General features: G+C 74.2%; 22 protein-coding genes. 9 read left to right on the forward strand and 13 right to left on the reverse strand.

Going from position 1 to position 23,857, the window contains the following annotated elements; genetic code table 11:
- Positions 1 to 273: 273 nt before the first annotated feature.
- Positions 274 to 1,287, forward strand: a complete 1,014-nt coding sequence (locus ACPPVO_RS39015) for a LacI family DNA-binding transcriptional regulator (protein WP_426503588.1) — start codon at positions 274 to 276, stop codon at positions 1,285 to 1,287.
- 54 nt (positions 1,288 to 1,341) lie between these two features.
- Positions 1,342 to 2,013, forward strand: a complete 672-nt coding sequence (locus ACPPVO_RS39020) for a TVP38/TMEM64 family protein (RefSeq protein ID WP_426503590.1) — start codon at positions 1,342 to 1,344, stop codon at positions 2,011 to 2,013.
- Between the two features lie 58 nt (positions 2,014 to 2,071).
- Here the strand turns inward: ACPPVO_RS39020 and ACPPVO_RS39025 are convergent, their stop codons facing one another.
- From ACPPVO_RS39025 to ACPPVO_RS39045, 5 genes are all read right to left on the reverse strand, one after another.
- Positions 2,072 to 2,842 carry an SDR family NAD(P)-dependent oxidoreductase gene (locus ACPPVO_RS39025; RefSeq protein ID WP_426503591.1) on the reverse strand — a complete coding sequence of 257 codons (771 nt, stop codon included), beginning with the start codon at positions 2,840 to 2,842 and terminating at the stop codon, positions 2,072 to 2,074.
- Positions 2,843 to 2,851: 9 nt separating this feature from the next.
- On the reverse strand, positions 2,852 to 4,237 hold the full coding sequence (locus ACPPVO_RS39030) for a lectin (protein ID WP_426503592.1): 1,386 nt from the start codon (positions 4,235 to 4,237) through the stop codon (positions 2,852 to 2,854).
- A gap of 136 nt (positions 4,238 to 4,373) precedes the next feature.
- Complete coding sequence (locus tag ACPPVO_RS39035) at positions 4,374 to 4,907, reverse strand: EAL domain-containing protein (RefSeq protein WP_426514779.1); 534 nt, start codon at positions 4,905 to 4,907, stop codon at positions 4,374 to 4,376.
- A 64-nt stretch (positions 4,908 to 4,971) separates the two neighbouring features.
- Positions 4,972 to 5,832 carry an NAD(P)H-hydrate dehydratase gene (locus ACPPVO_RS39040; RefSeq protein ID WP_426503594.1) on the reverse strand — a complete coding sequence of 287 codons (861 nt, stop codon included), beginning with the start codon at positions 5,830 to 5,832 and terminating at the stop codon, positions 4,972 to 4,974.
- On the reverse strand, positions 5,819 to 6,538 hold the full coding sequence (locus ACPPVO_RS39045; protein ID WP_426503595.1) for a histidine phosphatase family protein: 720 nt from the start codon (positions 6,536 to 6,538) through the stop codon (positions 5,819 to 5,821). Before ACPPVO_RS39045 ends, ACPPVO_RS39040 begins: the two co-directional genes overlap by 14 nt.
- Before the next feature lie 48 nt (positions 6,539 to 6,586).
- On the opposite strand from ACPPVO_RS39045, the gene ACPPVO_RS39050 reads away from it, so the two are divergent.
- Positions 6,587 to 7,441 carry a hypothetical protein gene (locus tag ACPPVO_RS39050; protein WP_426503596.1) on the forward strand — a complete coding sequence of 285 codons (855 nt, stop codon included), beginning with the start codon at positions 6,587 to 6,589 and terminating at the stop codon, positions 7,439 to 7,441.
- A 14-nt stretch (positions 7,442 to 7,455) separates the two neighbouring features.
- Complete coding sequence (locus tag ACPPVO_RS39055) at positions 7,456 to 8,352, forward strand: sporulation protein (RefSeq protein WP_426503597.1); 897 nt, start codon at positions 7,456 to 7,458, stop codon at positions 8,350 to 8,352.
- 8 nt (positions 8,353 to 8,360) lie between these two features.
- Here ACPPVO_RS39055 and ACPPVO_RS39060 read toward each other — a convergent pair whose 3' ends face one another.
- The 5 genes from ACPPVO_RS39060 to ACPPVO_RS39080 form a co-directional block, all read right to left on the reverse strand.
- On the reverse strand, positions 8,361 to 12,407 hold the full coding sequence (locus ACPPVO_RS39060; RefSeq protein WP_426503598.1) for a hypothetical protein: 4,047 nt from the start codon (positions 12,405 to 12,407) through the stop codon (positions 8,361 to 8,363).
- Positions 12,408 to 12,667: 260 nt separating this feature from the next.
- Complete coding sequence (locus ACPPVO_RS39065; RefSeq protein ID WP_426503599.1) at positions 12,668 to 12,940, reverse strand: hypothetical protein; 273 nt, start codon at positions 12,938 to 12,940, stop codon at positions 12,668 to 12,670.
- Positions 12,941 to 12,997: 57 nt separating this feature from the next.
- Positions 12,998 to 13,342, reverse strand: coding sequence for a DoxX family protein (locus tag ACPPVO_RS39070; RefSeq protein WP_426503600.1), 345 nt, complete (start codon positions 13,340 to 13,342; stop codon positions 12,998 to 13,000).
- A 26-nt stretch (positions 13,343 to 13,368) separates the two neighbouring features.
- A complete protein-coding gene (locus tag ACPPVO_RS39075; protein WP_426503601.1) occupies positions 13,369 to 14,403 on the reverse strand; it encodes a WD40/YVTN/BNR-like repeat-containing protein in 1,035 nt (344 codons plus the stop codon).
- Between the two features lie 41 nt (positions 14,404 to 14,444).
- The gene (locus ACPPVO_RS39080; RefSeq protein WP_426503602.1) at positions 14,445 to 15,974 is read right to left on the reverse strand and encodes an alpha-L-arabinofuranosidase B; all 1,530 of its coding nucleotides are present in this window, start codon (positions 15,972 to 15,974) and stop codon (positions 14,445 to 14,447) included.
- 109 nt (positions 15,975 to 16,083) lie between these two features.
- Here ACPPVO_RS39080 and ACPPVO_RS39085 point away from each other — a divergent pair, with 109 nt between their 5' ends.
- Together ACPPVO_RS39085 and ACPPVO_RS39090 are read left to right on the forward strand one after the other, a co-directional pair.
- Positions 16,084 to 17,112: an NAD(P)H-binding protein gene (locus ACPPVO_RS39085; RefSeq protein WP_426503603.1), complete on the forward strand. Its 1,029-nt coding sequence runs from the start codon at positions 16,084 to 16,086 to the stop codon at positions 17,110 to 17,112.
- Positions 17,109 to 17,813 (forward strand): CPBP family intramembrane glutamic endopeptidase, encoded by a 705-nt coding sequence (locus ACPPVO_RS39090; RefSeq protein ID WP_360373105.1) that lies wholly within the window; start codon positions 17,109 to 17,111, stop codon positions 17,811 to 17,813. The genes ACPPVO_RS39085 and ACPPVO_RS39090 overlap by 4 nt, the downstream gene beginning before the upstream one ends.
- On the opposite strand, the gene ACPPVO_RS39095 is transcribed toward ACPPVO_RS39090, so the two are convergent.
- Together ACPPVO_RS39095 and ACPPVO_RS39100 are read right to left on the reverse strand one after the other, a co-directional pair.
- Positions 17,810 to 18,295, reverse strand: coding sequence for an SRPBCC family protein (locus tag ACPPVO_RS39095; RefSeq protein ID WP_426503604.1), 486 nt, complete (start codon positions 18,293 to 18,295; stop codon positions 17,810 to 17,812). The genes ACPPVO_RS39090 and ACPPVO_RS39095 overlap by 4 nt on opposite strands.
- Before the next feature lie 354 nt (positions 18,296 to 18,649).
- Entirely contained in the window at positions 18,650 to 19,387 is a 738-nt protein-coding gene (locus ACPPVO_RS39100) for an alpha/beta fold hydrolase (RefSeq protein ID WP_426503605.1), read from the reverse strand.
- A gap of 53 nt (positions 19,388 to 19,440) precedes the next feature.
- Here ACPPVO_RS39100 and ACPPVO_RS39105 point away from each other — a divergent pair, with 53 nt between their 5' ends.
- The 3 genes from ACPPVO_RS39105 (at position 19,441) to ACPPVO_RS39115 (ending at position 23,173) form a co-directional block, all read left to right on the forward strand.
- On the forward strand, positions 19,441 to 21,057 hold the full coding sequence (locus tag ACPPVO_RS39105) for an FAD-dependent oxidoreductase (protein ID WP_426503606.1): 1,617 nt from the start codon (positions 19,441 to 19,443) through the stop codon (positions 21,055 to 21,057).
- Positions 21,054 to 21,632 carry a TetR/AcrR family transcriptional regulator gene (locus tag ACPPVO_RS39110; RefSeq protein ID WP_426503607.1) on the forward strand — a complete coding sequence of 193 codons (579 nt, stop codon included), beginning with the start codon at positions 21,054 to 21,056 and terminating at the stop codon, positions 21,630 to 21,632. The genes ACPPVO_RS39105 and ACPPVO_RS39110 overlap by 4 nt, the downstream gene beginning before the upstream one ends.
- A 119-nt stretch (positions 21,633 to 21,751) precedes the next feature.
- On the forward strand, positions 21,752 to 23,173 hold the full coding sequence (locus ACPPVO_RS39115; protein ID WP_426503608.1) for a flavin-containing monooxygenase: 1,422 nt from the start codon (positions 21,752 to 21,754) through the stop codon (positions 23,171 to 23,173).
- On the opposite strand, the gene ACPPVO_RS39120 is transcribed toward ACPPVO_RS39115, so the two are convergent.
- Positions 23,164 to 23,775: an acetoacetate decarboxylase family protein gene (locus ACPPVO_RS39120; protein WP_426503609.1), complete on the reverse strand. Its 612-nt coding sequence runs from the start codon at positions 23,773 to 23,775 to the stop codon at positions 23,164 to 23,166. The two genes, ACPPVO_RS39115 and ACPPVO_RS39120, sit on opposite strands and share 10 nt — an antisense overlap.
- Positions 23,776 to 23,857 lie beyond the last annotated feature (82 nt).

Consider the following 23,857-nt stretch of genomic DNA (forward strand, 5'->3'; position numbering starts at 1 on the left):
GCGTGGCACCGCTCCTGGCGGCCCGGCGGCGTGGCGCCGCTCCCTGCGGCCCGGCGGCGTGGCACCGCTCCTGGCGGCCCGGCGGCGTGGCGCCGCTTCTGCCGCCCCGCGGCGTGGCACCGCTCCTGGCGGCCCGGCGGCGTGGCACCGCTTCTGCCGCCCCGCGGCATGGCGCCGCTTCTGCCGCCCGGCGGCGTGGCGCCGCTTCTGCCCTCAACCGGCGGCCCGGCGGCGCGGCGCCGCTTCCGAACTGAACCGGTTACGCTTCGTCCCATGGCGGGGCGGCGACCGACGATGAGCGACATCGCGCGGCGCGTCGGCGTGTCCCGCGTCGCCGTCTCCTACGCGCTCAACGGCCGCCCCGGCGTCTCCGACGACCTGCGCGAACGGGTCCGCGAGGTCGCCCAGGAGCTCGGCTTCACCGCGCACCGCGCCGCCGTCGCCCTGCACGGCGCGGCCGCCGACGTGGTCGGCCTGGCCCTGCGGCGCACGTCTGCGGCCCTGCGCAGCGAGGTCTTCCGCCGGCAGTTCATCGCCGGGCTGCAGATGGAGCTGTACGCGCGCGGCTACGGCCTGGCCCTGCAGTTCGTCGAGCACACCGACGAGGAGATCGCCCTCTACCGCCGCTGGCACGCCGAGCGCCGCGTCGACGGCGTCATCCTGTGCGACCTGCGCGCCGACGACCCCCGCCTCGACGCCGTGCGCGAGCTGACCCTGCCGGCGGTCGTGGCCGGCGGCGCCGGGGAGCTGCCGGGCCTGGCCAACCTGTCGACCGACGAGCAGGCGGGCGCGGCCAAGATCGCCGGGCTGCTCTCGGCGCTGGGCCACCGCCGCATCGCCCGGGTGAGCGGCCCGCCCGACCTCGCGCACACCGCGGCCCGCACGGCCGCCCTGGCCACCGCGTTCGGCGCGGACGCGGTGCTGACCGTGCCCGCCGACTACACCGGCGAGGCCGCGGCGACCGCGACCCGGCGCATCCTGAGCGGCCGCGACCGCCCGAGCGCCATCGTGTACGACAACGACCTCATGGCCCTGGCCGGGCTCGGCGTGGCCGCCGAGATGCACGTCGCCGTGCCCGGCGCGGTGTCGATCCTGGCCTGGGAGGATTCCCCGCTGTGCCAGCTCGTGCACCCGGCCCTGACGGTGCTGCAGCGCAACATCACCGACTACGGCATGCGCACCGCCCGGCTGCTGTTCGAACTGCTGGACGGCCGCCCGCCACGCAGCGTGCGCTACGGCAACGCGACCCTGGTCGTCCGCGACAGCACCGGCCCCGCCCGATCATGAGCCGCGCGGCGCTCTTGGAAGGCGGACCCCGGCCTCCCGCGGCATGATGGGATCATGACCGTTCGCGCCGGGCTCCTGCGCGGCGCCGGCCTTGTGGCTCTCGTGGCGCTGCTCGTGACCGCCGCGCTCCTGGTCGGAGTGCCCGACGCCCAGCAACTGCGCAGCAGCGTCGACGCGCTCGGCTGGTGGGCCCCGGTGGCCTTCGGCGCCCTGTACGCCCTGATATCACTCTCCCCGCTGCCGAAAACCGTCTTCACGCTGGCCGCCGGCGCGCTGTTCGGCCTCGCGGCCGGCGTCGTGGTCGTCGTGGCCGGCGCGATACTCGGCGCCGTGGCCGCGTTCCACCTCGGCCGGCTGCTCGGCCGCGACACCGTGCACTGGCTCACCCGGGGCCGCCTCGACCGCCTCGACGCCGCCCTGGCCGGCCGCGGCCTGCGCACGGTCGTCGTGGCCCGGCTGATCCCGATCGTCCCGTTCACCGCGGTGAACTACGTGGCCGGCCTCACCTCGGTGCGGCTGCGCGACTTCACCCTCGGCACGGCGGTGGGCATCCTCCCCGCGACCACGGCCTACGTCACCGTCGGCGCCTACGGCTGGCACCCCGGCGCCTGGCCGATGTGGGCCGCGCTCGCCACGCTGCTGGTCCTCACCGTGGGCGGCCTCGTCGCCGGGCGGTACCGCCGCCGCCACCCGAAGCCCTCGCAGGCCCAGGCCCCGTCGCAGTAGGACCACCACGCATGTGGCCCAAGGTCGTTGCCGCGGTGCCTGGACCAGGCGGCCCCGCTCAGCGGGCGGTCCAGCCGCCGTCGATGAGCATGACCTCCCCGGTGATGAGGGACGCGGCCGGGGAGACGAGGAACAGCACGGCCCCCGCGACCTCCATCGGCTCGCCGATGCGGTGCAGGGCCGCGATGCGCTCGACGACGTCGGCGCGGTGGGCGGGGTCGGCGAGGTACTCCGCGGTGCCCGGCGTGTGCACGAACGTCGGCGCGACCGCGTTGACCGTGATGCCGTGCGGGCCCCACTCGACCGCCAGGCAGCGGGTGAGGTGCGCGATCGCGGCCTTCGTCATGCAGTACACCGACTCGCCCGGCAGCGCGACCGCCCCGGCCTGCGAGCCGACGTTCACGATCCGGCCGTAGCCCTGGCGGATCATCACCCGGCCCGCGGCCTGGCTGGCGAAGAACGTGCCCTTGAGGTTCACCCCGAGGGTGGCGTCGAAGTCCGCCTCGGTGACGTCCTCGGCCCGGTTCTCGGGCGCGATGCCGGCGTTGTTGACGAGGATGTCGAGCCGGCCGAAGCGCTCGGCCACGGCGTCGACGGCCGCGCGGACCTGGCCCGGGTGGGTGACGTCCATCTGCAGCGGCAGCACCCGCCGGCCGAGCGCCTCGATCTCGGCGGCCAGCCCGGCGTCGGCGCCGAGGTCGCGCAGGCCGATGGCCACGTCGGCGCCCGCGTTGGCGAGCGTGAGCGCGATGGCCCGGCCCAGGCCGCGCGCCGCCCCCGTCACGAGGGCGGCGCGGCCCGGGATGTCGAACTGCGGGAAGTCGGTCACCGCCCCAGCCTAGGGCAGCGTCCAGCTCTGGTTCGCCGCGCCGGTGCAGGACCAGATCTGGATCTGGGTGCCGTCGGCGCTGCTCTGCCCGGTCACGTCCAGGCACCGGCCGGTCTCCGGGTTCACGAGCGCCGACCCGGAGCGCGACCACTGCTGGTGGCCGTTGCCGTTGCAGTCCCACAGCTGCACCTTGGTGCCGTCCGCGTTCGTGCCCCCGGCCACGTCGAGGCACTTGCCCAGGGCCCGCAGCGTGCCGTCGGAGCCGGCCGTCCAGCTCTGGGCCCCGGTGCCGTTGCAGGTGTACAGCTGGATCTTCGTCCCGTTCGCGGTGCCCGACGCGGCCACGTCCAGGCACTTGCCGCCGAGGCCCTTCACGGGACCGGTTCCGCCGCCGGGGGATGTGGAGCCGGGGACCGTGAACTCCCCGCGCACCAGGGCCCGGCTGCTGAAGTACGTGCTCTGCACGTTCGCGTTCGTGTTGTACGCCGGGTCCTGCAGGTACTCGGCCCAGACCATGAAGTACGTCCAGCGGGGCTGGGCGTTGAGCAGCGCCACGCTCGGCACCTGCCCGACCTCGGCCAGCGCGATCGGCTTGCCGCCGGCCACGTTGAGCATCGCCTGGTAGTCCGAGGCGCTCGGGGCGAGCTTCACCCAGATGTCGAGCGAGGCGACGTCCACATAGGACGCTCCCGGCCAGTAGTCGCCGATCGAGCCCATGCTGACGTCCTTGACGTTCCACACCCACACGAGGTTGGACAGGCCCTGTGCGGTGTAGTAGTCGTGCACGATCTGGAACAGCCGGCGGCTGCCGTTGGCGCCCGGCCGGCCGCCCCACCACGACCAGCCCTCGTTCATCTCGTGGATCGGGCGGAACAGCACCGGCACGCCGGCGCTCTGCAGCTGCCGCAGGTACGGCACGGCCTCGTTGAGCCGGTTCTTGAACGCGGTGTTGAGCGCGGAGCCGTCGGTGATGAGCTGACTCCACTGGGTGTCGGAGAGGTGGCTGAGCACGCCGTTGCTGTCCCAGCCGCAGGTCGAGCCGACCGTCGGCGGGCACATGTGCCAGGTCAGGGCGACGATCGAGCCGCCCTGCCACTGCCGGATGGCCTCGCTGACCATCGTCTGGCGCGCGTTGACGTCGGAGGCGGCGAACAGGAAGTCGCCGCCCCACAGGCCGGGCGTCTGCCCGGTGATGCCCTGGGCCACCCGCGTCCACTTGGTCGGGTCCGAGTTGGGTTCGCGGTTGTGCTGGCCGGTGATCGTGTACTGCCCGGAGATGCCCGACAGGTAGCTGACGAGCGCGGCCCGCGTCGATGCGGGGAACGCCTGGGCGGGTGCGGGGTTGGCGATGAGCGCGGCGAGCAGGATCGCCGCCGCGGCGAGAGCCTTGCGCACGGGGAACTCCCTCCGATGAAGGGCCGGGCGAGGCGGCGCCCGGCTCCATCAGTTCAGTACCTTTACTGAACCGAGTAAGTGCCCCGACATTAGAACCGGAGAGCTACGGCTGTCAATAAGGTCTGAAGCGAGTGAGTCAGCCGACCGGCTCCAGCACGGCGCCGGCGGGCACCGGGCGGCCGAGGAGGTACCCCTGCACCCGGTCGCAGCCGAGGCGGCGCAGCAGGTCGTAGTGCTCCGGCGTCTCCACACCCTCCGCGACCGTCACCAGGTTCAGGCGGCGCGCCAGGTCGACGATCGCCCGCACCAGCGCGGTCTGCCCGGCGGCCAGCGCCGCCCGCAGCCGCTCGGCGGTCCGGCCGCGCTGCAGCTGCCGGTCGCGCAGCTGGTCGTCGAAGCCGACGACGCGGTCCTTGCCGGCCGCCTTCGCCGCGTACAGGGCCACGTCGGCGTCGGCGAGCACGGCGGTCGCGCTGTGCTCGCCCGGTCCGGAGCCGGGCGCGGCGATGAACGCGCGCGCCCCCGCCGTGCCCGACACGAACAGCTCGGTGCCGCCGACGTCGATCGGCCGGCGCAGCTGCGCGAGCAGCCGCTCGCCCCGGGCCAGCAGCTCCGGCTCCCCCGCCCCTGGGCACAGCAGCGCGAACTCGTCCCCGCCGAGGCGGGCCAGGGTGTCGCCGCTTCCACGCCCGCATGACCTCCACTGTCGCGGGCGCGTGGTGCAGCGCGGGTCCTCAGACGGTGCCGATCGTGTACGCCACCTCGTCCAGCAGCTCCCGGGCCAGGTAGCCGGTGCGCCCGAAGCGCGGGGCGAGGCGCTGGCCGGCGACGGCGTGCGCGTAGGTGGCCCAGCAGCCGGCCTGGGCGGGCCGGGCGCCCCGGGCGAGCAGCCCGGCCACGAGGCCGGCGAGGACGTCGCCGCTGCCGGAGGTGCCGAGGCCGGCGGCGCCGCTCTCCTCCCGCCACACGCGGCCGTCCGGGTCGGCGACGTGGCCGTGCAGGCAGACCGCGGCGTGGTAGCGCGCGGCGACGGCGGCGGCCTCGGCGGCCAGGTCGTCGCCGAGGTCGCGGCCGAGCAGGTGCGCGGCCTCGGTCCGGTTCGGGGTGAGCACCGCGCCGCACTTGGCGTGCTCGAGCGCCTCCGGGCGGCGGCTCAGCGCGCCCAGGGCGTAGGCGTCGAGGACGACGACGGCGTCCGGGCCGGCCTCGGGCAGTACCGACTCCAGGATTTTCTGCGTTTCTTCGATGTTGTCCAGACCGGGCCCGAGCGCGACGGCGTCGGCCTCGGCCACGTCCTCGAGCAGCGCCCGGGGCAGCTTGGACGAGACGCTGCCCTCGCGGGTCTCGGGCAGGCCGAGGACCTTCGCCTCCGGCACCGCGATGGACAGCGCCGTGGCCGTGCCCTCGGTGACCGCGAGCTGGAGCCGCCCGGCCCCGCCACGCAGCGCGGCCAGCCCGGCCAGCAGCACGCCGCCGGGGGTGTTGCGGGACCCGCCGATGACGAGGACGGTCCCGCGGCTGTGCTTGTCGCCGGTGGGCTCGGGCAGCGGCCACTCCCGCAGCACCCGGGGCGTGATGATCTCAGTCGTCGGCACCGACGGCCTCCTGCGTCGTCGCGGCCGCCTCGCGCAGGTGGCCGACCTCGTTGAACAGCTCGGGGCGCAGCACCCCGCCGGCGCCGGTCCAGCTGCTCACCGAGCAGTTGGCCATGGCGGTCGCGCGGGACAGCCCCAGGAGCGTCTCCTCGTCGAGGCCTTCGAGGAGGTACCGCAGCAGCAGCACGATCGCCTCGTGCCCGACGAGCAGGACCCGGCCGCCCGGGTGGTCCGCGCGCACGTCGCGCATCAGGCTGCGCAGGCGCAACAGCACGTCGGACCAGGACTCGCCGCCCGGCGGCCGGTAGTACAGCTTGCCGAGGCGCTGCCGCCGGGCCGCCTCCTGCGGCAGGCGCGCGGCCACGCCCCGGTTCGTGAGCAGGTCGAGCACGCCGAGCTCGCGGTCGCGGAGGCGCTCGTCGTACCGCACGGGGATCCCGGTCCCGGCCAGCGCCACCGCCGCCGTCTCCCGGGTGCGCAGGTAGGGCGAGACGACGGCGAACTCGGGCGCCTCGGGCGCGGGCAGCGCGCGAATCCACCGGCCGACGGCGGCGGCCTGCTCGCGGCCGAGGTCGGTCAGCGGCACGTCGGCGTCGCGCTCCGCGAGGTCGATGACCTCGAGCCCGCCGCGCTCGGCCGCCTCCGCCCGCACGTTGCCGACGCTCTGCCCGTGCCGCACCACACCCAGCCAGCCCAGTTCCGCCATGCGGGTTGCGTACCCACTGATGGTCCACTTGAAAGCTACTGTCCTGCCATGGGGATCTCGTGGTCCGCCGTGCCGGGGCCGGTGCGGGCGGGTGTGGAGGCGCGTCTCGGTAGCAGGGTGGCCGGCGCGGTCGATGTGAGCGGCGGGCACTCGGAGGGGGCCGCGGCCCGGCTGCGGCTCGCCGGCGGGCGGGACGTGTTCGTGAAGGCGGCGGCCGACCCGGCGGTGCGCGACTTCCACCGGCGCGAGGCGGTCGTCGCGGCGCGGCTGCCTGTGTCGGTACCGTCGCCGCCTCTGCTGTTCGCTTTTGACGACGGCCCCTGGGCCGTGCTGGTCTTCGAGTTCGTGGCGGCGGTGCTGCCCTCTCCGGCGGACCGGCCGCGGGTCCTCGACACCGTGACCGCCATGGCCTCCGCGCTGACGCCGGCCCCCGTGCGCCCGGCGACCGCGCCGCGGCTGGGCGGGTTCGCCGGGCTGGCCGCGGCGGATCTGGCGCGGGTGTCGCCGTGGGCCGCCGAGCACCTCGACGACCTGGTGGCGCTGGAGTCCGCGGCCGCCCGGGACGGCGACACGCTGCTGCACGGCGACCTGTACCTGTTCAACGCGCTGGTGTCGCCCTCGCGTGTGTACATCGTGGACTGGGCGCACGCGTGGGTCGGCCCGCGCTACTGCGACGCGCTCATGCTGATGGCCGGCGCCCCGGACGCCGCCGCGTTGTGCGCGGCGAACCCGCTGACCCGCGACCTGCCGCCCCGCACGGTCGACGCGTTCCTCGCCGCGCACGCGGGCTTCCTGCTGGCGCTGGCGCTGCGGGCCACGAACCCGGCGGTGGGCGTCACGGCGACGGCGCTCGGACGGGCGTCGGCGGAGTGGCTTTCACGGAGACTGTACAGCGCCACGTGATAGTGTCGGGTGACATGGTGTTCAAGAAGATGCTCGCCGCCCTCGGGGTCGGCGGCCCGAGCGTCGACACGGTGCTCGACACCCCGACCGCCCGTCCCGGCGGCTTCCTCGACGGCCACGTGCACATCCAGGGCGGCGACGCCGACGCCCGCATCGAGCACGTCGTGCTCGCGCTGGCCACCGGCGCCCTCGACCTGCACCGCGAGTCGGTCGCCGACCACTTCACCGTCCGCGCCGGCACCACCGAGTCGATCCCGTTCCGCCTGGCGGTCCCGTGGGAGACCCCGATCACGAGCGTGTACGACCGCCCCCTGCGCGGCATGGTGATGGGCGTACGCACCGAACTGGAGATCGCGGGAGCCCGCGACAAGGGCGACCTCGACCCGGTTTCGATCACGCCGCTCCCGGCCCAGCAGGCGATCCTCGACGCCTTCGCCGAGCTCGGCTTCCGCTTCAAACACGCCGAGGTGGAGCACGGCCACCTCCAGGGCGTGCCGCAGCGCCTGCCGATCCACCAGGAGATCGAGTTCTGGCCGCCGGACCGGTACGCGGGCCGCGTCAACGAGGTCGAGCTGACCTTCGTCGCCGACCCGGACGGCCTGGAGGTGCTCCTGGCCCTGGACAGGCGCGGCGGCCACGATGCCTACAGCCGCTTCGGCATCACCCACGCCGCGGCCGGCGCCACCAACTGGACCGCGATGGTCGACGGCTGGCTCCGCGAGGCCACCGACCGCCACTTCTCCGCCCCCGCCTACGGCCATGGCCACGGCCACGGCTCCCACGCGCGGCGCGGGATGGGCATGGGCACGGTGGTCGCGGCGGGCGCGGCGGGCATCGTGGGCGGCCTGGTAGCGGGCGAGGTCATCGACGAGGTCTTCGACGACGGCGGCGACTTCGGCGACTTCGAGTAGGCCGCGGGTCAGTAGCCGAGCTCGTCCGCGATCGCCAGCACCGCATCGGGGTCGACTGCCGCGAGCGCCGCCACGGCAGTCGACCACTCCCCGATCAGCAGCGCCAGTGCGGTGAGCGGCGCATCCTGCTCCCGGGCGAGCGCCAGGTCCCATCGACCCGTGACGCCGTCGGGCCGCAGCACCATTTCCGCCCGCGGGGCATCGCCGACGCGCAGATATGTGGTCGCCACCCGGGCCAGGACCAATGCGCGCGTCGGGGCCCACGCGATGTCGCGGGCCACCACCTCAGCGCGTGCGATGTCACCCACGGAGAGGAGCGCATCGACCACCCGGGCCAGCGATCCGGCCCGTCGCTCTTCATGGGATATGCAGGTCGCCACCGACTTTGCGCGCTCGATGTCCCCCAGGTCGAGGAGCGCGTCGACCATCCGCTCGAGCGCCTCCGCGTGCTGGAGCGGATGGCCCCGAACGCCGACGCGCACTTCGGCCGCTGCGATGCGGCGACCAGCGAGCGCGACAGCGACAGCGCCAGCAGCAATCGTCTGTTGTTTGTCGGCGGCGGCGTGCACTGCGGCGAGTGCATGTGCTGCGGTCCGCGTGGCCTCATCCAACCGCCCGGCTCGGACGAACACGGACGTGATTCCGGCAAGCACGACGACCTGATCCAGCGGATCGTCGAAATCGGCAATGATGTCGGTCGCTGCTTCCGGATCGCCACCGTCGATGAGGGTCAACGCAACGCAACGCAGGGCGTCCGAGCGGCGGCGCGGGTCCCGGATCGCGCGCGCCACTCCCGCGGCGCGGTCGACATGACCGGCACCCGCGAGCGCCACCACGAGCCGTCCGCACCGTTCCTCGCTGTACGGCGAACTGGCCAGCCGCTCCGCCCCGCCGGGATCACCCGCCTCGATGAGGGCACCGAACAACGCCTCGCAAACCGCGGTCCGAGTCTGTGGATCTCCCACGGACCGGGCGACCGCCTCCGCCCGATCCGCCTGGCCGGCATAAACCTGCATGCAAGCGACGTCCATGGCCGAATCCGGATCGGCGAACAATGCGGTGCCGCGGCCAATCCGGTCCCAGGCATCGACGGCGAGCGCCCTCGCCAAGTCGTCGGAGCCGGACCGGACGAGGGCTCGCATAACGGCAGCGGAGCCCGCCGGGAAGGGCGACGGCCCCGAGACGACGAAACGAACCGACCGCTCGAGATCACCCGCCTCCAGCAGCGCATGGATCAGGACCGTAGAAACCGACGGGGTCACGAACCCCAGTCGACTCACGATCCTCTCCGCCTGCACGACTTCGCCCATATCGACGAGAGCGGAGACCAATGCCGCAAGGGCTCGGGACCGCCGGCCCGAGTTCGGCGCCGTGCGTACGTTGTCTTCGGCCCGTGAGATCTTGCCGACCCGGACGAGCGCGGAAATGACGTCCGCGAACACGGCGTCATGCCCGGACGCGTCGTCGAGCTCCGCGACGAGCTTCTCGGCCTCCCTCACGCGACCGGCCTCGATCAACGCCATCGACACGGCCGACAGCGCATCAGACTGCTGGAGAGGCTCCGCGATCATGCGGATTGCCGCAGATGCGCGATCGAGCTCACCGGCACTGATCAGAGGAGGGACGAATTGCGCGATTGCTGCCGACCGCACGTAGCCGGATTCGATCAACCGGATTGCCGCGTACGCCTCGTCGAACTTCCCTGCGCCGGTCATCAGTGCACTTATCTCCGCGACGGCCGCGTCCCTGCAGGCGGGATCAACAACCGCCTGCGCCACCGCTTCGCCTCGGCTGGCCGCGCCGACCCGCACCAAAGCAACCGCCAGCGCGGCTTTAGCAAGATCCTTCCTGCTCTTGTCGACGATCGGCCGTGCGGCCGCCTCGGCCGCCAATGCGAGATCCTCAGCTCGCCGCAGTTCGCCGGCACGCACGAGGGCCGCTGCCACCTCGCACATCGCCTCCGCGCGGGCGTACGGTTCGATGAGCTCGCTAACGACGTGCTCAGCCCGCTCCACGGCGTCCGCGTCCACGTACGCGACCGCCACCGCGGTCAACGCCTGCACTCGAATGAGGTGGCTGGTGATCGTTCCAGCGGCGGCCTCCGCCTCGGTGGCCACGGCCTCGGCATGGTCCATGTCTCCGGCCCGCGCAAGCACCAACGCGATGGCCGTAAGTGCCGCGGCTCTCCGGTCAACTCCGACAATCGCCCGAGCGGCAATCTCGGCCTCGGCCGTCAGGAGGCAAGCCGGACCGACGCTTCCAGCCCGCAGCAGCACCGACGCTATCCTGGTCAGAGCTTCGGCGCGGTCCCGTCGAGGATCGAGAACCCGGGACGCCACTTCGGCGCTGAGGGCGATCGTGCAGGCCCGTTCCGCTTCGCCAGCCTGCAGGGCCGCAGCCGCCAGCGCGGTGAGAGCCAACGCCCGACGGTATGGCTCGAGCTGTGCGTTGGCGACCGCCCTTGCCCGTCGCAGCTGCCCGGTCCGGATGGACGCCTCGGCGGTCGCGGCAAAAGCCTTCATGACGGGTTCGGGCTCGGTTATCAACTCCAGGACGGCCTGCGCTCCCGCCAGCGCGCGACCGGCCCGATCGCGCTCGCCGACTCGCACCAACGCAGTGGAAACGGCGGCCAGAGCCATCGCCTGCTGAAACGGGTCGGCGATCGCAAAGGCAGCCGAGTCGGCCTCGAGCGCGACCGTTCGAGCCGTTGCCAGGTCGTGCCGCCCGGCCAACGCCACCAGCGTATTGACCTGCGCGAACTGATCGGTCATTTGGCGGGCGACGGCCTCAGCCGAGGACAGGTCCCCGGCCTCCAGCAAAGCTGCGGCGATGGCCATCTGAGCCCGTGTGAACTGCCCGAGATCGGAACCCGGATCGGTGGCAGCGGCCGCGTCGATCGCCAGGAGCCGTGACCGCTCGCTGTCACCGGCCTTCAACAACACCGCGGCCACCGCAGTCAGGGCTTGGGAGCGACGCCCCGGGTCGGTCATCGAGCGGGCCATCGCCTCGGCGCGATCGGGGAAGCCCATTGCCGCCCACACGGCGGGCAGATCGACCGGGGTGTTCTGGTTGCGCTGATGCAGCTCGTCGCGGCGCACCGCCAGCCGGGCCAGCGTCACCAGCTCGGGCCGGTCGTGGCGGTCGAAGTGGTGCCGGGCGGTCGCGACGATCTCGGACAGCGCCGCGAAGTCGGCTCCCGTCGCCGTCAGCAGGCGCTCGTGGCGGGCACGGTCGAGCGCGCACGCGAGCATCCGCGGCTCGTCGCCCGCGCCGTGCAGGAGCTGGAAGTAGCCGCGGAGCAGGTACCCGGGCGTGCCGTCGGGCCAGCCGCGGGCCCGGTACGTCTCCGCCCACGCGTCGATGCGGTCCCGGTACGCGGGGAGGCGGCTCGCCAGCGCGGCGGTGGCCTGGGCCTCGAGCTCCTCATGGGCCAGGACGTAGGCGTCGGCCCGCCGGGTGAAGGTGCGGGCCGAGACCGCGCCCAGGTGCTCGTCCACGCGCCACGGTTCCAGGCCGGTCAGCTCGGCCAGGTCCGCGCCCGCCAGGCCGCCGCCCGAGGCGGTCAGCAGGCCCAGCAGGTCCTGCTCGGTCGCGCTGCCGTGCAGGAGGTGGCGCAGCTCGCGCTCGGCGTCCTGGCGTACGACCTGGGCGTGCGGCGACGTGGCCAGCGCCCGGACCGTCGACGGGTCGTGCAGCGGGTGCTCGTCCGGTACGTCGTGCGGGATGCGCGGGTCGGGCCGGCCCGCCACGATGATGCGCAGGCCCGGGACCGGGGCCGGCGGGAGCAGCGCGGCGATGCTGTGCGCCGACGGTCCTACCGTGACGCCCCGGTCCTCGTCCAGGCCGTCCACCACCAGGACCAGGCTCTGCCCCCGCTCCCGGCAGTGGGCCGCCGCCCGCGACAGCAGGCGCAGGAGGTGCGCCTCGCGGGTCGCGTCGGTGAACATGGCCGGCAGCGGGGTGTTCAGCAGCTCGGCCAGCTGCTCGACGACCACGTCGGTGAAGGCGACGCGGTCCGCCTGGCCGGCGAAGCGGCCCGTGATGAAGAACGACACGACCAGCACGCCGGGCGGCGGGTGCAGGACGAACCAGGACAGCAGGCCCGACTTGCCGGCCCAGGCCGGGGCCCGCCACCACAGGTAGGCGGGGGCGGGGTCGGCGGCGGCGCAGAAGGCGGCCAGCGCGGCCAGCTCCGGCTCGCGGTCCCGCAGCTGCGGGGGCGCGATGCGGCGGACCTGCTCCAGGTAGGCCGATTGGGGGACGATGCCGGGAAGGCGGGGGTCGTCCGGTGCGGTGCCGGCGGCGGGTGACCCGGCTACGCCGCCGGCGACAGTGGGGGGAGCGTCAGCAGGATCTGCACGTTGTGGTCGCCGACCTGGACGCCCTCGGCGCCGTGGATGCCGACGGTGTACCGCGGACCGGCGAGCCGCAGCACAACCCGCGCGGCCTCCAGGGTCTCCTCGTCGAACTCGGCTCCGGGGTCGAGGACCGGCGGGAGGCGGCGGCGCAGCACCGCATAGGGCTCCGCGACCGCCGGGTTGCCCGCTCCCGCACGTAACGCCGCGAGAATCATCTCCACTGCCGACACGGCCTCATTGTGCCAAGGGGCGCGGCGGAATGACCTCGCTCGAACGGTTCGTCCCCGCTACAGCAGCGACGTCACGCCCGCGGCGGCGGACAGGAACAGCAGGAACCCGGCCGGGCCCAGGCCGGTCCGGTCGCCGGCCTTGAGGTGGGCGGCCAGGGCGCCGATGAAGTACAGCGTCAGGCCCGTCGCGGCCGCCGTGCCCAGCGGACGCCACGCCAGGCCCGCGAGCAGCCCCGCGGCGCCGGCGAGCTCGGCCGTGGCCAGCCAGGGGTACCAGGCGTGCGGTACCGCGGCCCGGTCGAGGTTCTGCACCACCGCGTCGGCGCGGCGCAGCTTGCCGAGGGCGGAGCCGACCAGGATGGCGGCGAGCAGCAGGCTCGCGACCACGTACCAGACGAACATTACCGGCGCCTCCGGGTCGGGTCATTTCAGCGGAACCGGAGGACGGCGACGCGCCCCGCCTCCCCGGACGCCCAGCAGGCCCCGGCCGCGCAGGCCACCGAGTCGAAGCTGCCGGTGTCGAAGCGGGCCCAGGTGCGGCCGCCGTCGCGGGTCCAGTCGCTGCCCGTCGGGCCGACCGCGAAGGCGGTGTCGTCGTGGGAGGAGCGCCAGGCCACCCCGGAGCGGTACTCGCCGGGCACCGTGCGCGCGACGGCCCACGTGCGCCCGCCGTCGCGGCTCGTGGCGGCGCCGGACGGGGCGGTGGCCGGGGCGGCGAAGTCGCCGCCGACGGCGAGGCCGTGCGCGCGGTCGCGGAAGGCGAGCGAGAAGATGCCCGCCGTCGGGCCGGACGGGATCGGGCTGGTGGCGACGCTCCAGTGGCGGCCGAAGTCCGCGCTGTGCAGGACGCGCGACACGGCGCCGCCGCCCGTGGCGATCCAGGCGTCGGGGCCGGCGGTCACCAGGCACGTGCCGCTCGCGGCGAAGGCGAACTCGCCGTCGAGGGCCGGGGGCAGGTCGGCGTTCAGCGGTGCCCAGTGCCGGCCGCCGTCGGCGGTCGACAGGAGCTGGAAGCGGCCGTTCACCGGGTCGCCGAGGGCGAGGCCGTGTCGGCCGGAGAACGCGAAGCAGTCGTAGAAGGCCGCCGGGTCCGTGTTGCGGAAGGTCTCGGTCCAGGTGCGGCCGCCGTCGGCGGTGAGGTACACCCGGGAAGCATCGCCATTGCCGATCGACAGCACGGCGGCGTGCTCGGCGTCGAAGGCCTCGATGTCGCGGAACTGCAGGTCGGCGGTGTCGGGCGGGCCCACCGACCGCCACGTGCGCCCGCCGTCGGCGGTGCGCAGCACGGTGCCGCCGGTACCGGAGGCCCACGCCACCCGCTCGCTGACCGCGGCGAGGCCGCGCAGCCGGGCCGTGGAGCCGGTGTCGAGCAGTTTCCACGACGGTGCCGGCGGCCATCCGAAGCCGCCGGCACCGAGGACGACGGCAAGTCCGAGCGCGATCGCGACGATGCGATTCCTCATGACACCCGAACTTACCGACTTCGATACGGGATCAAAACCCCTCAGGGGGTCCAGGGGGCGGTGACGACCCAGCTCACGTCGTCGGCCCACAGGCCGGTGGCGTCCCACGCGTTGGAGCCGCCGTTGCTGGCGATGTAGACGTTGTTGCTGTAGTGGCGGATGTAGCGGTCCGCGAAGTTGAGTGACCGGAACGAGTTGCCCTGCCCGTTCTTGCCGGCCTCCGAGCAGAACGTCGCGTCCTGGGCGAACAGGGAGCTGCCGTCGTTGGCCTGCAACGAGATCTGGTAGTTCTGATGCCGCAGGTACTGCCCGCTCGTGTTCTTCGACTCGAAGGAGTAGCACGCGCTGCTGCCGAGCCCGGCGCGCACGATCCAGGAGGCGTTGGCCTTCTCCGTGGCCGTGTTCGACGCGCTCACGACCTGGGTCGAGACGGTCGCGCCGGAGTGGCTGATGTAGCGGGTGGTGCAGCAGGCGGTGGTGGCCCGCAGCGAGATGGTGGAGCCGACGGCGGGGCCGCTGGTGCTGCCGGAGGTGTTGTAGTTCGCGGCCACGATGTTGGCCTGGACCGAGTTCTCGGTGGCGTCGGACGGGTAGCCCGAGGTCATGACGCCCTCGTAGAAGGTGCCCGCGGCCCCGACGCTGTTGTCGCCGCCGATGCCGAGGATGATCGCGCCTTCCTTCTTCATCGGGTTGTACCCGGCGACGTTGGGCCGCACCCCGTTGTAGAAGGTGCCCAGGCTGCCGGACTGCGCGTTGCCGCCCCGGATGGCCCAGTGGTTCGGCTCGCCCTTGACGATCGCGGTCAGGAACCGGTGGCTGATGCTCGGGTCACCGGAGTTGAGGTGCTGGTTGACGCCGGAGAACAGGCCGTTCTCGAGGTCCGCCATGATCCACGGGCCGTTGCCGGCGCCGTAGCCCCAGACCTTGATGTTGCCGAAGTAGATGGCCTCCATCGTGCCGTTGCCGTTGTCGCGGCTGTTGCGCTCGGCGTTGCCGTAGTCGAAGCAGCAGCCGCCGTTGAAGTGGGTGCCGTCGAAGATGGAGTACATGCCCTCGGGCTGGTCGCCGGTCGCGACGCCGTTGGTGTTGTTGTTGCGGTAGCCGGTGCCCGGGGCGACGAACACGCCGTACACCTTGTGCCCGCCGATCGTGACGGGCGCGGCGGTGGCGTTGGCGAGGTTGTCGTAGCCGCCGGCCGCCGGGCCGTTGAAGCCGCCGGGCGGGGCCTGGGTGAGGCGGTTGTTGCGGCCCGACTGGTCGTAGATGATCGTGATCACGCACGACGTGTTCGCGCAGAAGGTGTCCTGCGTGGCGGCGTTGGCGTAGCTGCCCGCGCTGACCGGCGCGATGTCCTTCGTGGTGTTGTCCGAGGCCCGGCGGACCTGGTACAGCGCGCCGCTGTAGGTCCCGTAGAGCGCCCGGGTGGTGCTGTGCGCGGCGACGCAGGGCGTGCCGCCGGCGGCGTAGATGTCGCAGGGCTGCGATGTCGCCGCCTGGGAGGTGCCGACGCCTACGAGCGCGCTCACAACGAGCGCACCCGCGAACGCGGCCCCGAGAAGGGCCTTTCGCATGGTGGTGGACCTCATTCCGTGTGGCGGTACGGATCGGGTACGGTATATGTGAGCGCTAACATAGCGGAGCCGCGAGTGACACGCAACGCCGCGTGGTATCAGGGAAGGCATGACCTTGACCGTCCTGGTGACCGGCGCCTCCGGGTTCGTCGGCTCGAAGCTCGTCCCGGAGCTGCTCGCGCACGGGCACCGGGTGCGCGCGATGACCCGGCGGCCGCAGCAGTACTCCGGGGCGGGCGAGCCCGTCGCCGGGGACGTCGGCGACCCCGCGAGCCTGCGCGCCGCGCTCGAGGGCGTGGACGTCGCCTACTACCTCGTGCACTCGCTGGGCCTGGACGACTTCGTCGAGCGCGACGCCGCCGCGGCACGAAACTTCGCCGCCGCGGCCGCCGGGGCAAGGACGAAGCGGATCGTGTACCTCGGCGGGCTCGGCGCGGACGGCGACGCGCTCTCGGACCACCTGCGCTCGCGGCGCGAGGTCGAGGAGATCCTGACCGCCGGCCCGGTGCCGGTGACGACGCTGCGGGCGGCGGTCATCGTCGGGCACGGCGGCATCTCGTGGGAGATCACCCGCCAGCTCGTCGACCACCTGCCGGCCCTGATCACCCCGCAGTGGGTCACGACCCGCACCCAGCCCGTCGCTTTGCCCGATATGCTGCGGTACCTACGCGCCGCCGCGGAGTCCGAGGCGGCGGCCGGCCGCGTCTACGAGGTGGGCGGCCCCGACGTGCTCAGCTTCGCCGACATGCTCCAGCGGGTGGCGAAGCTCCGCGGCAAGTACCTGCCCAACGTGACCGTCCCCCTGCTCACGCCCCGGCTGTCCTCGATGTGGCTGTCGCTGGTCACCGACGTGGACATCCCGACCGCCCGCAACCTCGTGGACTCCCTCAGCGCCGAGACCGTCGTGCGCGAGCACCCCGTCGCCGAGCTCGTCCCCGGCCCCGCCCTCGGCTACGACGACGCCGTGCGCCTCGCCCTGGCCGAGCGTGCGGCCGAGCTCGCCGAGCGGGAGGCGGAGCGGACCGCGACCGCCGCCGCCGAGGCCGCGGAGGCGGCCGAGACCGCCCGCCGCGCCGCCGGCGACGCCCGCGAACACGTGCGGGAGGTCCGTACGGAGCTGGGCGTGGGCACCCGGTGAAGGGCCTGCGCGACCTGGCCCGGGCCGCCTTCGTCGACCGCGTCCCGCGCAGCCACGAGGAGGCGCCCGCGGCCGTGCGCCGCCGCCGGATCGTGGTGGCGGCGACCCTCGTCGCGGGCGCGGTACTGCTGGGCTGGTCCCTGACCATCCGCCCCGGCGACCCGCTGTTCTACGCGACGACCCTCGCGGTCGCGGCGACCTGGGTCGCCGGAAGCCTGCTCTCGGGCCGCCTGCATTTGGGCCGCATCCTGTACCGCGACCAGCTCCGCCGCCCCGTCCTGACCCCGATCGCCACGGGCCTGCTCGTCGGGGCCGTGTTCGTGGCCGGCGCGCTGGTCGTGGCCCACATCCCGCCGCTGCGCGACTACGCCGGCGAGGTGCTCGACCACGCCCGCTACGGCGCGATCGTCCCCATCACCGCGGTCACCGTGCTCAACGGCCTGGCCGAGGAGGTCTTCTTCCGCGGCGCCCTGTTCGCCGCGATCGGCCGCGTCCGCCCGGTGCTGATCTCGACGGTCGTCTACGCCCTGGCGACCATCGCGACGGCCAACCCGATGCTGGTCTTCGCCGCGGCGGTGCTCGGCACCGTGCTGGGCCTGCAGCGCCGCGCGTCGGGCGGCATCCTGGCCCCGATGCTCACCCACGTGACGTGGTCCATGGTGATGCTGTTCGCGCTGCCGCCCCTGCTCGGCACGGCTTAGAGGGACGCCGCGACGGCCTCCAGGTGGTCGAGCGACTCCTGCATTCCGCTCTCCATCCCGGAGGCGATGACCGAGTCGCGGGTCTCCTCGTCGTCGTACTCGCACAGCATCTCCATGCGCGTACGCCCGCCGGTCTCGGTGAACGTCACGGTGACGACGCCGCTGTGCGCGTCGGGGTCGGGCAGCCCCTCGAAGACCTCGGTGTTGACGAGCCGGTCCGGGGCCTCGATCGCCCGGTACTCCCCGTGGAAGGCGACCTCGAAGCCACCGTTGGCGATCATGGCGTACCGCCACGAGCCCCCCACCCGCAGGTCGATCTCGGCACTGCGGACCGTGCCCCGGTCGCCGGCCCACCAGCGCTCCACGAGCTCGGGCGTGGTGTAGGCCCGCCAGACCTGCGCCTTGGGCGCGTCGAACTCGCGGGTGATGAGGATCTGCAGGTCGGCCGGGAGCGTGACCTCCGCGGTGCCCTTCGTCGCCATGCCCCAATCATGTCGCCGGAAGAGCGCGCGTCAAGCACGCCAAGACACGCGTCCGGGGAACAAACCAAGTTGCCGCGGCCGGCCCCCGTCGGGACTGAGAATCGGACCGGCCAAACGGTGCCGGCGCGGCCCGAAGTCGTTCGCGATCAACCCCGCACGGCGCTCGACTCGCCGGCACGGCGCGTCCAAAGCGGTGAGCGTTCAAGCGCCGGCCGCGGCATCGGCGCCCGGCCCGGCCCACGACCGCGCGCGTCAAGCACCGGCCGCCGCATCGGCGCGCAGCCCGGCCCACGACCGCGCGCGTCAAGCACCGGCCGCCGCATCGGCGCGCAGCCCGGCCCACGACCGCGCGCGTCAAGCGCCGGCCGCCGTCTCGGTGATCAGCCCCGCACACGCCTCCGGGTCGTCGGCGAAGGGCAGGTGCCCGCACCCGCGCAGGCGCACATGCCGCGCCCCCGGCAGCAGCCGCCCGGCCCGCCGCGCCTGGAACGCCGGCAGGATCAGGTCCCGCGGCCCCCAGGCCACGGTGACGGGAATGTCCGTCAGCGCGCCCGGCTCCCCGAACCGGTACCCGGCGAACGCGTCCCGGGCCGCCCGGAACCCGGGCGCCACGGCGAGCGAGCGCGCGTCCGCGACCCCCGCCGCCGGGTCGACCCGTGTGGGGTGGCCGAAGAACAGCCCGAACAGCGCGACCCGCCCCGCCGCCGTCCCGGCGAGCCGCGGCAGGCCCGGCCCGAACGCGCGGGCGCAGGCCCGGGCCGCGGTGACCGACGCCTGGCACCAGCGCCGCGACGCCGGGCCCCAGAAGCCGACCGGCGCGAACGCCGTCACCGACCGGGCCGCCCCGCGCCGGCCCAGCTCGAGGGCGACGCCCCCGCCCATCGAGCTGCCGGCCACGTGGAAGGGCGCCGGCACGGTGGCGAGCACCCAGTCGGCCAGCTCCGGGACCGACGCGGCGCCGCTCGGCGGGGTCAGGCCGAAGCCCGGCAGGTCGAGGGCGCGCACGTCGAAGCGGGCGTCCAGGGCGGGCCGGACCGGGTCCCAGACCTCGCGGCGGCTTCCGAGGCCGTGCAGCAGCACGAGGGTGGCCATACCCCGGCATCGTACTTGTTGACAGCCTGACAACAAGGGGGCACGGTGGCCGCATGGAGTACGACGTCATCGTCGTTGGGTCCGGCTTCGGCGGCAGCGTCAGCGCGCTGCGCCTGGCCGAGAAGGGCTACCGGGTCGGGGTCCTGGAGGCCGGGCGGCGCTTCGCCGACGCGGACTTCGCGCGGACGAGCTGGCGGCTGCGCGACTACCTGTTCGCGCCGGCCGCCGGCTGTTACGGCATCCTGCGCATGACGCTGCCGCCCGACGTGCTCGTGCTGTCCGGGGCCGGCGTCGGCGGGGGCTCGCTGGGGTACGCCAACACGCTGTACCGCCCGCCGGACGTCTTCTTCGCCGACCCCCAGTGGGCCGGGATCACCGACTGGAAGGCCGAGCTCGGCCCGCACTACGACGAGGCGTCACGCATGCTCGGGGTGGCCGAGAACCCGCGCACCACCGCCGCCGACGAGGTCCTGCGCGCCGTCGCCGAGGACCTCGGGGTCGCGCACACCTACCGCCGCACGCCGGTCGGCGTCCTGTTCGGCGAGCGCCCCGGCGAGACCGTCCCCGACCCCTACTTCGGCGGCGCCGGCCCCGAGCGGACCACCTGCACGTTCTGCGGATCGTGCATGACCGGCTGCCGGGTCGGGGCGAAGAACACGACGGTGAAGAATTATCTGTACCTCGCGGAGCGGGCCGGCGCCGAGGTCCACGAGCGCACCACCGTGACCCGGGTGACACCCCGGCCGGGCGGCGGCTACACCGTGCGGACCGTGCACACCGGCGGCAAGCTGCGCCGCCGGGCCCGCACGTTCACCGCGCGCGACGTGGTCCTGGCCGCGGGCGCCGTGGGCACCCAGCGGCTCCTGCACCACCTCAAGCGCAGCGGGGACCTGCCCAACCTCTCACCCCGGCTGGGCGAGCTGAGCCGGACCAACTCCGAGTCCATCCTGGGCCCGCGCGCCCGCCGCCGCGACGCCGACTTCAGCGACGGGGTGGCGATCACGTCCTCGATCCACCCGGACGCCGAGACGCACATCGAGCCGGTGCGCTACGGCCCGGGCAGTAACCTGCTCGGCCTCATGGCCGCCGTCCTCGTCGGCGACACCGGCCGGACCCCACGCTGGCTGGCCGGGCTCGGCCGGACGCTGGCGAGCTGGCGCGACTGGCCGCGGCTGTTCTGGGTGCGCCGCTGGTCCCAGCAGACGATCGTCCTGCTCGCGATGCAGCCGAAGGACAACTCGATCACGGTCGGCCCCCGCCGCGGCCCGTTCGGCGGCCGGCGGCTGACCAGCCGGCGCGGGGTCGGGGAGCCCAATCCGGTGTACCTGCCGATCGCCCACGACGTCGCCCGGCGCGTGGCCGACAAGATCGACGGCATCCCGCTCGGCTCCGTGACCGAGCTCGCCGGCCGGCCGGTGACGGGGCACTTCATCGGCGGCGCGGCGATCGGCGCCGACCCCGAGCACGGCGTCATCGACCCGTACCACCGCGTCTTCGGCCATCCCGGGCTGCACGTCATCGACGGCGCCGCGGTCACGGCGAACCTGGGCGTCAACCCGTCGCTCACGATCACCGCGCTGGCCGAGCGGGCCGTGTCGATGTGGCCGCGGCGCGGCGAGCCCGACCCGCGCCCGGAGCTGGGCGCGCCGTACCGCCGGATCGCCCGGTGACGACCATCGCCGAGCGCGGCCGCCGCCTGGAGCCGGACCAGCGGCGCGCGCAGATCCTGTCGTGCGCGGTGCGGCTCTTCGGCGAGCGGCCCTACGCCGACGTTTCCACGACCGACATCGCCGCGGCCGCCGGCGTCGCCCGGGGCCTCATCAACCACTACTTCGGCACCAAGCGCGACCTGTACACCGAGGCGGTCCGGGTCCTCGTCACCATCCCGCCGGTCGCCGTCGAGCAGCTGCCCGCGGGCGACCTGGTGACCCGGGTCGACGCCAGCGTCGCCTGGTTCCTCGACGTCATCGCCCGGCACAGCACCGCCTGGCTGGCCGCGGTCGACGCCGGCGACCCCGACGTGCGCCGGGTCCTGGCCGAGGCCGACGAGGTCGCCGCGGCGAGCATCCTGACCGCCGTCGGCCTGCCCGACACGGGCGCGCACCGGGCCGTGATGCGGGCGTACTGCGGCCTGGCCAAGGCCACCGCCCGGGAGTGGCTGGAGCGCGGCGCCCTGGACCGCAAACGCGCGCACGCCCTGCTCGCCGTCGCCCTGGTCGCGCTCGTGCGCGAGGTCCTCCCGTGACGGGGCCCGGGGTCGCGCTCGTGCGCGAGGTCCTCCCGTGACGGGGCCCGGGGTCGCGCTCGTGCGCGAGGTCCTCCCGTGACCGGCCCCCGGGTCGCGCTGGTGTGCGGGGGCCGGCCGTGACCGGCCCCCGGGTCGCGGTCATCGGGGCCGGCTTCGGCGGGATCGCGGTCGCCCACCTGCTGCGGCGGGCCGGCGTCACCGACGTGACGATCTACGAGCGCGGCGACGACGTCGGCGGCGTCTGGCGCGACAACACCTACCCCGGGTGCGCCTGCGACATCCCGGCCCCGCTGTACTCGTACTCCTTCGCGCTCAACCCCGACTGGTCCCAGCGGTTCCCGCCGCACGGCGAGATCCTGCAGTACCTGCGCCGGTGCGCCGACGACTTCGGGCTCCGGCCGCACCTGCGCCTCGGCACCGCCGTCGAGGCCGCGGCCTGGACGGGCGCCGCGTGGCGCCTCACGCTGGCCGGCGGGGCCACGGCGGAGTTCGACATCCTCATCCCGGCCACGGGCCAGCTGTCGCGGCCGGTGGTCCCGGCCATCCCGGGGGCCGCCGACTTCGCCGGGATCGTCGCGCATACCGCCGGCTGGGACCCGGCGATCGACGTCACCGGCCGGCGCGTGGGCGTGGTCGGCACCGGGGCGAGCGCCGTGCAGCTGGTGCCGGCCATCGCCGGCCGGGCCGCCCGGATCACCGTGTTCCAGCGCAGCGCGCCGTGGACGCTGCCGAAGCCCAACCGGCGGTACGGCCGCGCCCGCAAGGCCCTCAACCGGCGCGTCCCGGCGCTGATGCGCGCGGCCCGGGCCGGCACCTGGCTGCTGACCGTGGTCACCGGGCGGGCCGTCACCGGCCGGCCGATCGCGCGCCGGCTCGTGCGGGCCCTCTCCGACGGCCAGCGGCTGGTGCAGGCCCGCCGGCTGCGGCCCCGGGTGACGCCGGACTACGCGATGGGGTGCAAACGGGTCCTGTTCACCGGCGACTGGTACCGCACCCTGCGCGCCCCGCACGTCGACCTCGTCACCGACGACATCCTGCGCATCACCGGCACGGGCGTACAGACGGCGGGCGCGGCGTACGACTGCGACGTGCTCGTCTACGCGACCGGCTTCGCCGCGACCGAGTTCCTGACGCCCCTGGCCGTGACCGGGCGCGACGGCCGGCGCCTCGACGACGAGTGGCGCGACGGGGCCTACGCGCACCTGGGCATCACGGTGCCGGGCTTCCCGAACCTGTTCCTCATGTACGGCCCGAACACGAACACCGGCAACACGTCGGTGGTGTACTTCCACGAGTCCCAGGCCCGCTACATCGTGCAGGCGGTGCGGGCGATCGCCGAGTCGGGCCCGCTGGAGGTGCGCCCCGACGTCGCCGCCGCCTTCGACGCGGAGATGCAGCGCCGCCTGGCCGGCAGCGTGTGGACGGGCTGCACGAGCTGGTACCGCACCGGCTCCGGCCGCGTGGTCACCAACTGGCCGGGGATGGCCTCGGAGTACCGGGCCCGCACCGCCCGCCTGGCACGCTCCGACTACCGCTGAGTCCCGAACCTCATCCGGAAGTCGTCGGCCACGAGGGTGAGCACGGGCCTGCGCCCGGCGAGGAACCCGAGCGGGCCGCCGGGCTCGACGTGCCAGGCCACGCCGGCGGGCCCGCACCGCGCGGTGGAACGCACCGGCGTCGTCTTCGGCCGCCCGTCGAGCGCCTGCGTGCACCGGAACCGGACGGGCATCCGCAGCCACGGCCGCACGCGCCCGATGTCGGCGCGGGCAATCGGCCCGCCGGCGCTCGCCCGCGCCCCGGTGTCGGTGAGCTCGAACTCGGCGAGGTCCTTGGGGATGCCCCAGAGCGCCCGCCCGCCGTCGCGCGAGTCGGCGCTGTCGACCCAGATGTGGGAGATGGTGACGCGGGGCCGCATCCCGGCGCGCACGAGCACGGCGGCGAGCAGCTCGCGGTAGCTCATGTCCCCGCCGGGCCGGTAGTCGACCCAGGCGGTGCCGACCACCGCCCGCCCCCCGATCCGCACCACGCGGACGGCCCCGGCGAGCTCGCCGGGCAGCTCGGGCACGGCGGCGAGGGGCAGCACCCAGACCGAGACGAGCATGCGCCCGCGAAGTGACCACGGCTCCGGCGGGTAGGCCATGGACGGCACTCTACGCCTTCTTGGCACTCTGCCAACAGCTCGAAACCCTCAGCCGCGCGCCGCCCCGGCCGAAAGAGGGCCC

The organism is Dactylosporangium sp. McL0621 (assembly GCF_049995355.1).
Classification (GTDB): Bacteria; Actinomycetota; Actinomycetes; order Mycobacteriales; family Micromonosporaceae; genus Dactylosporangium.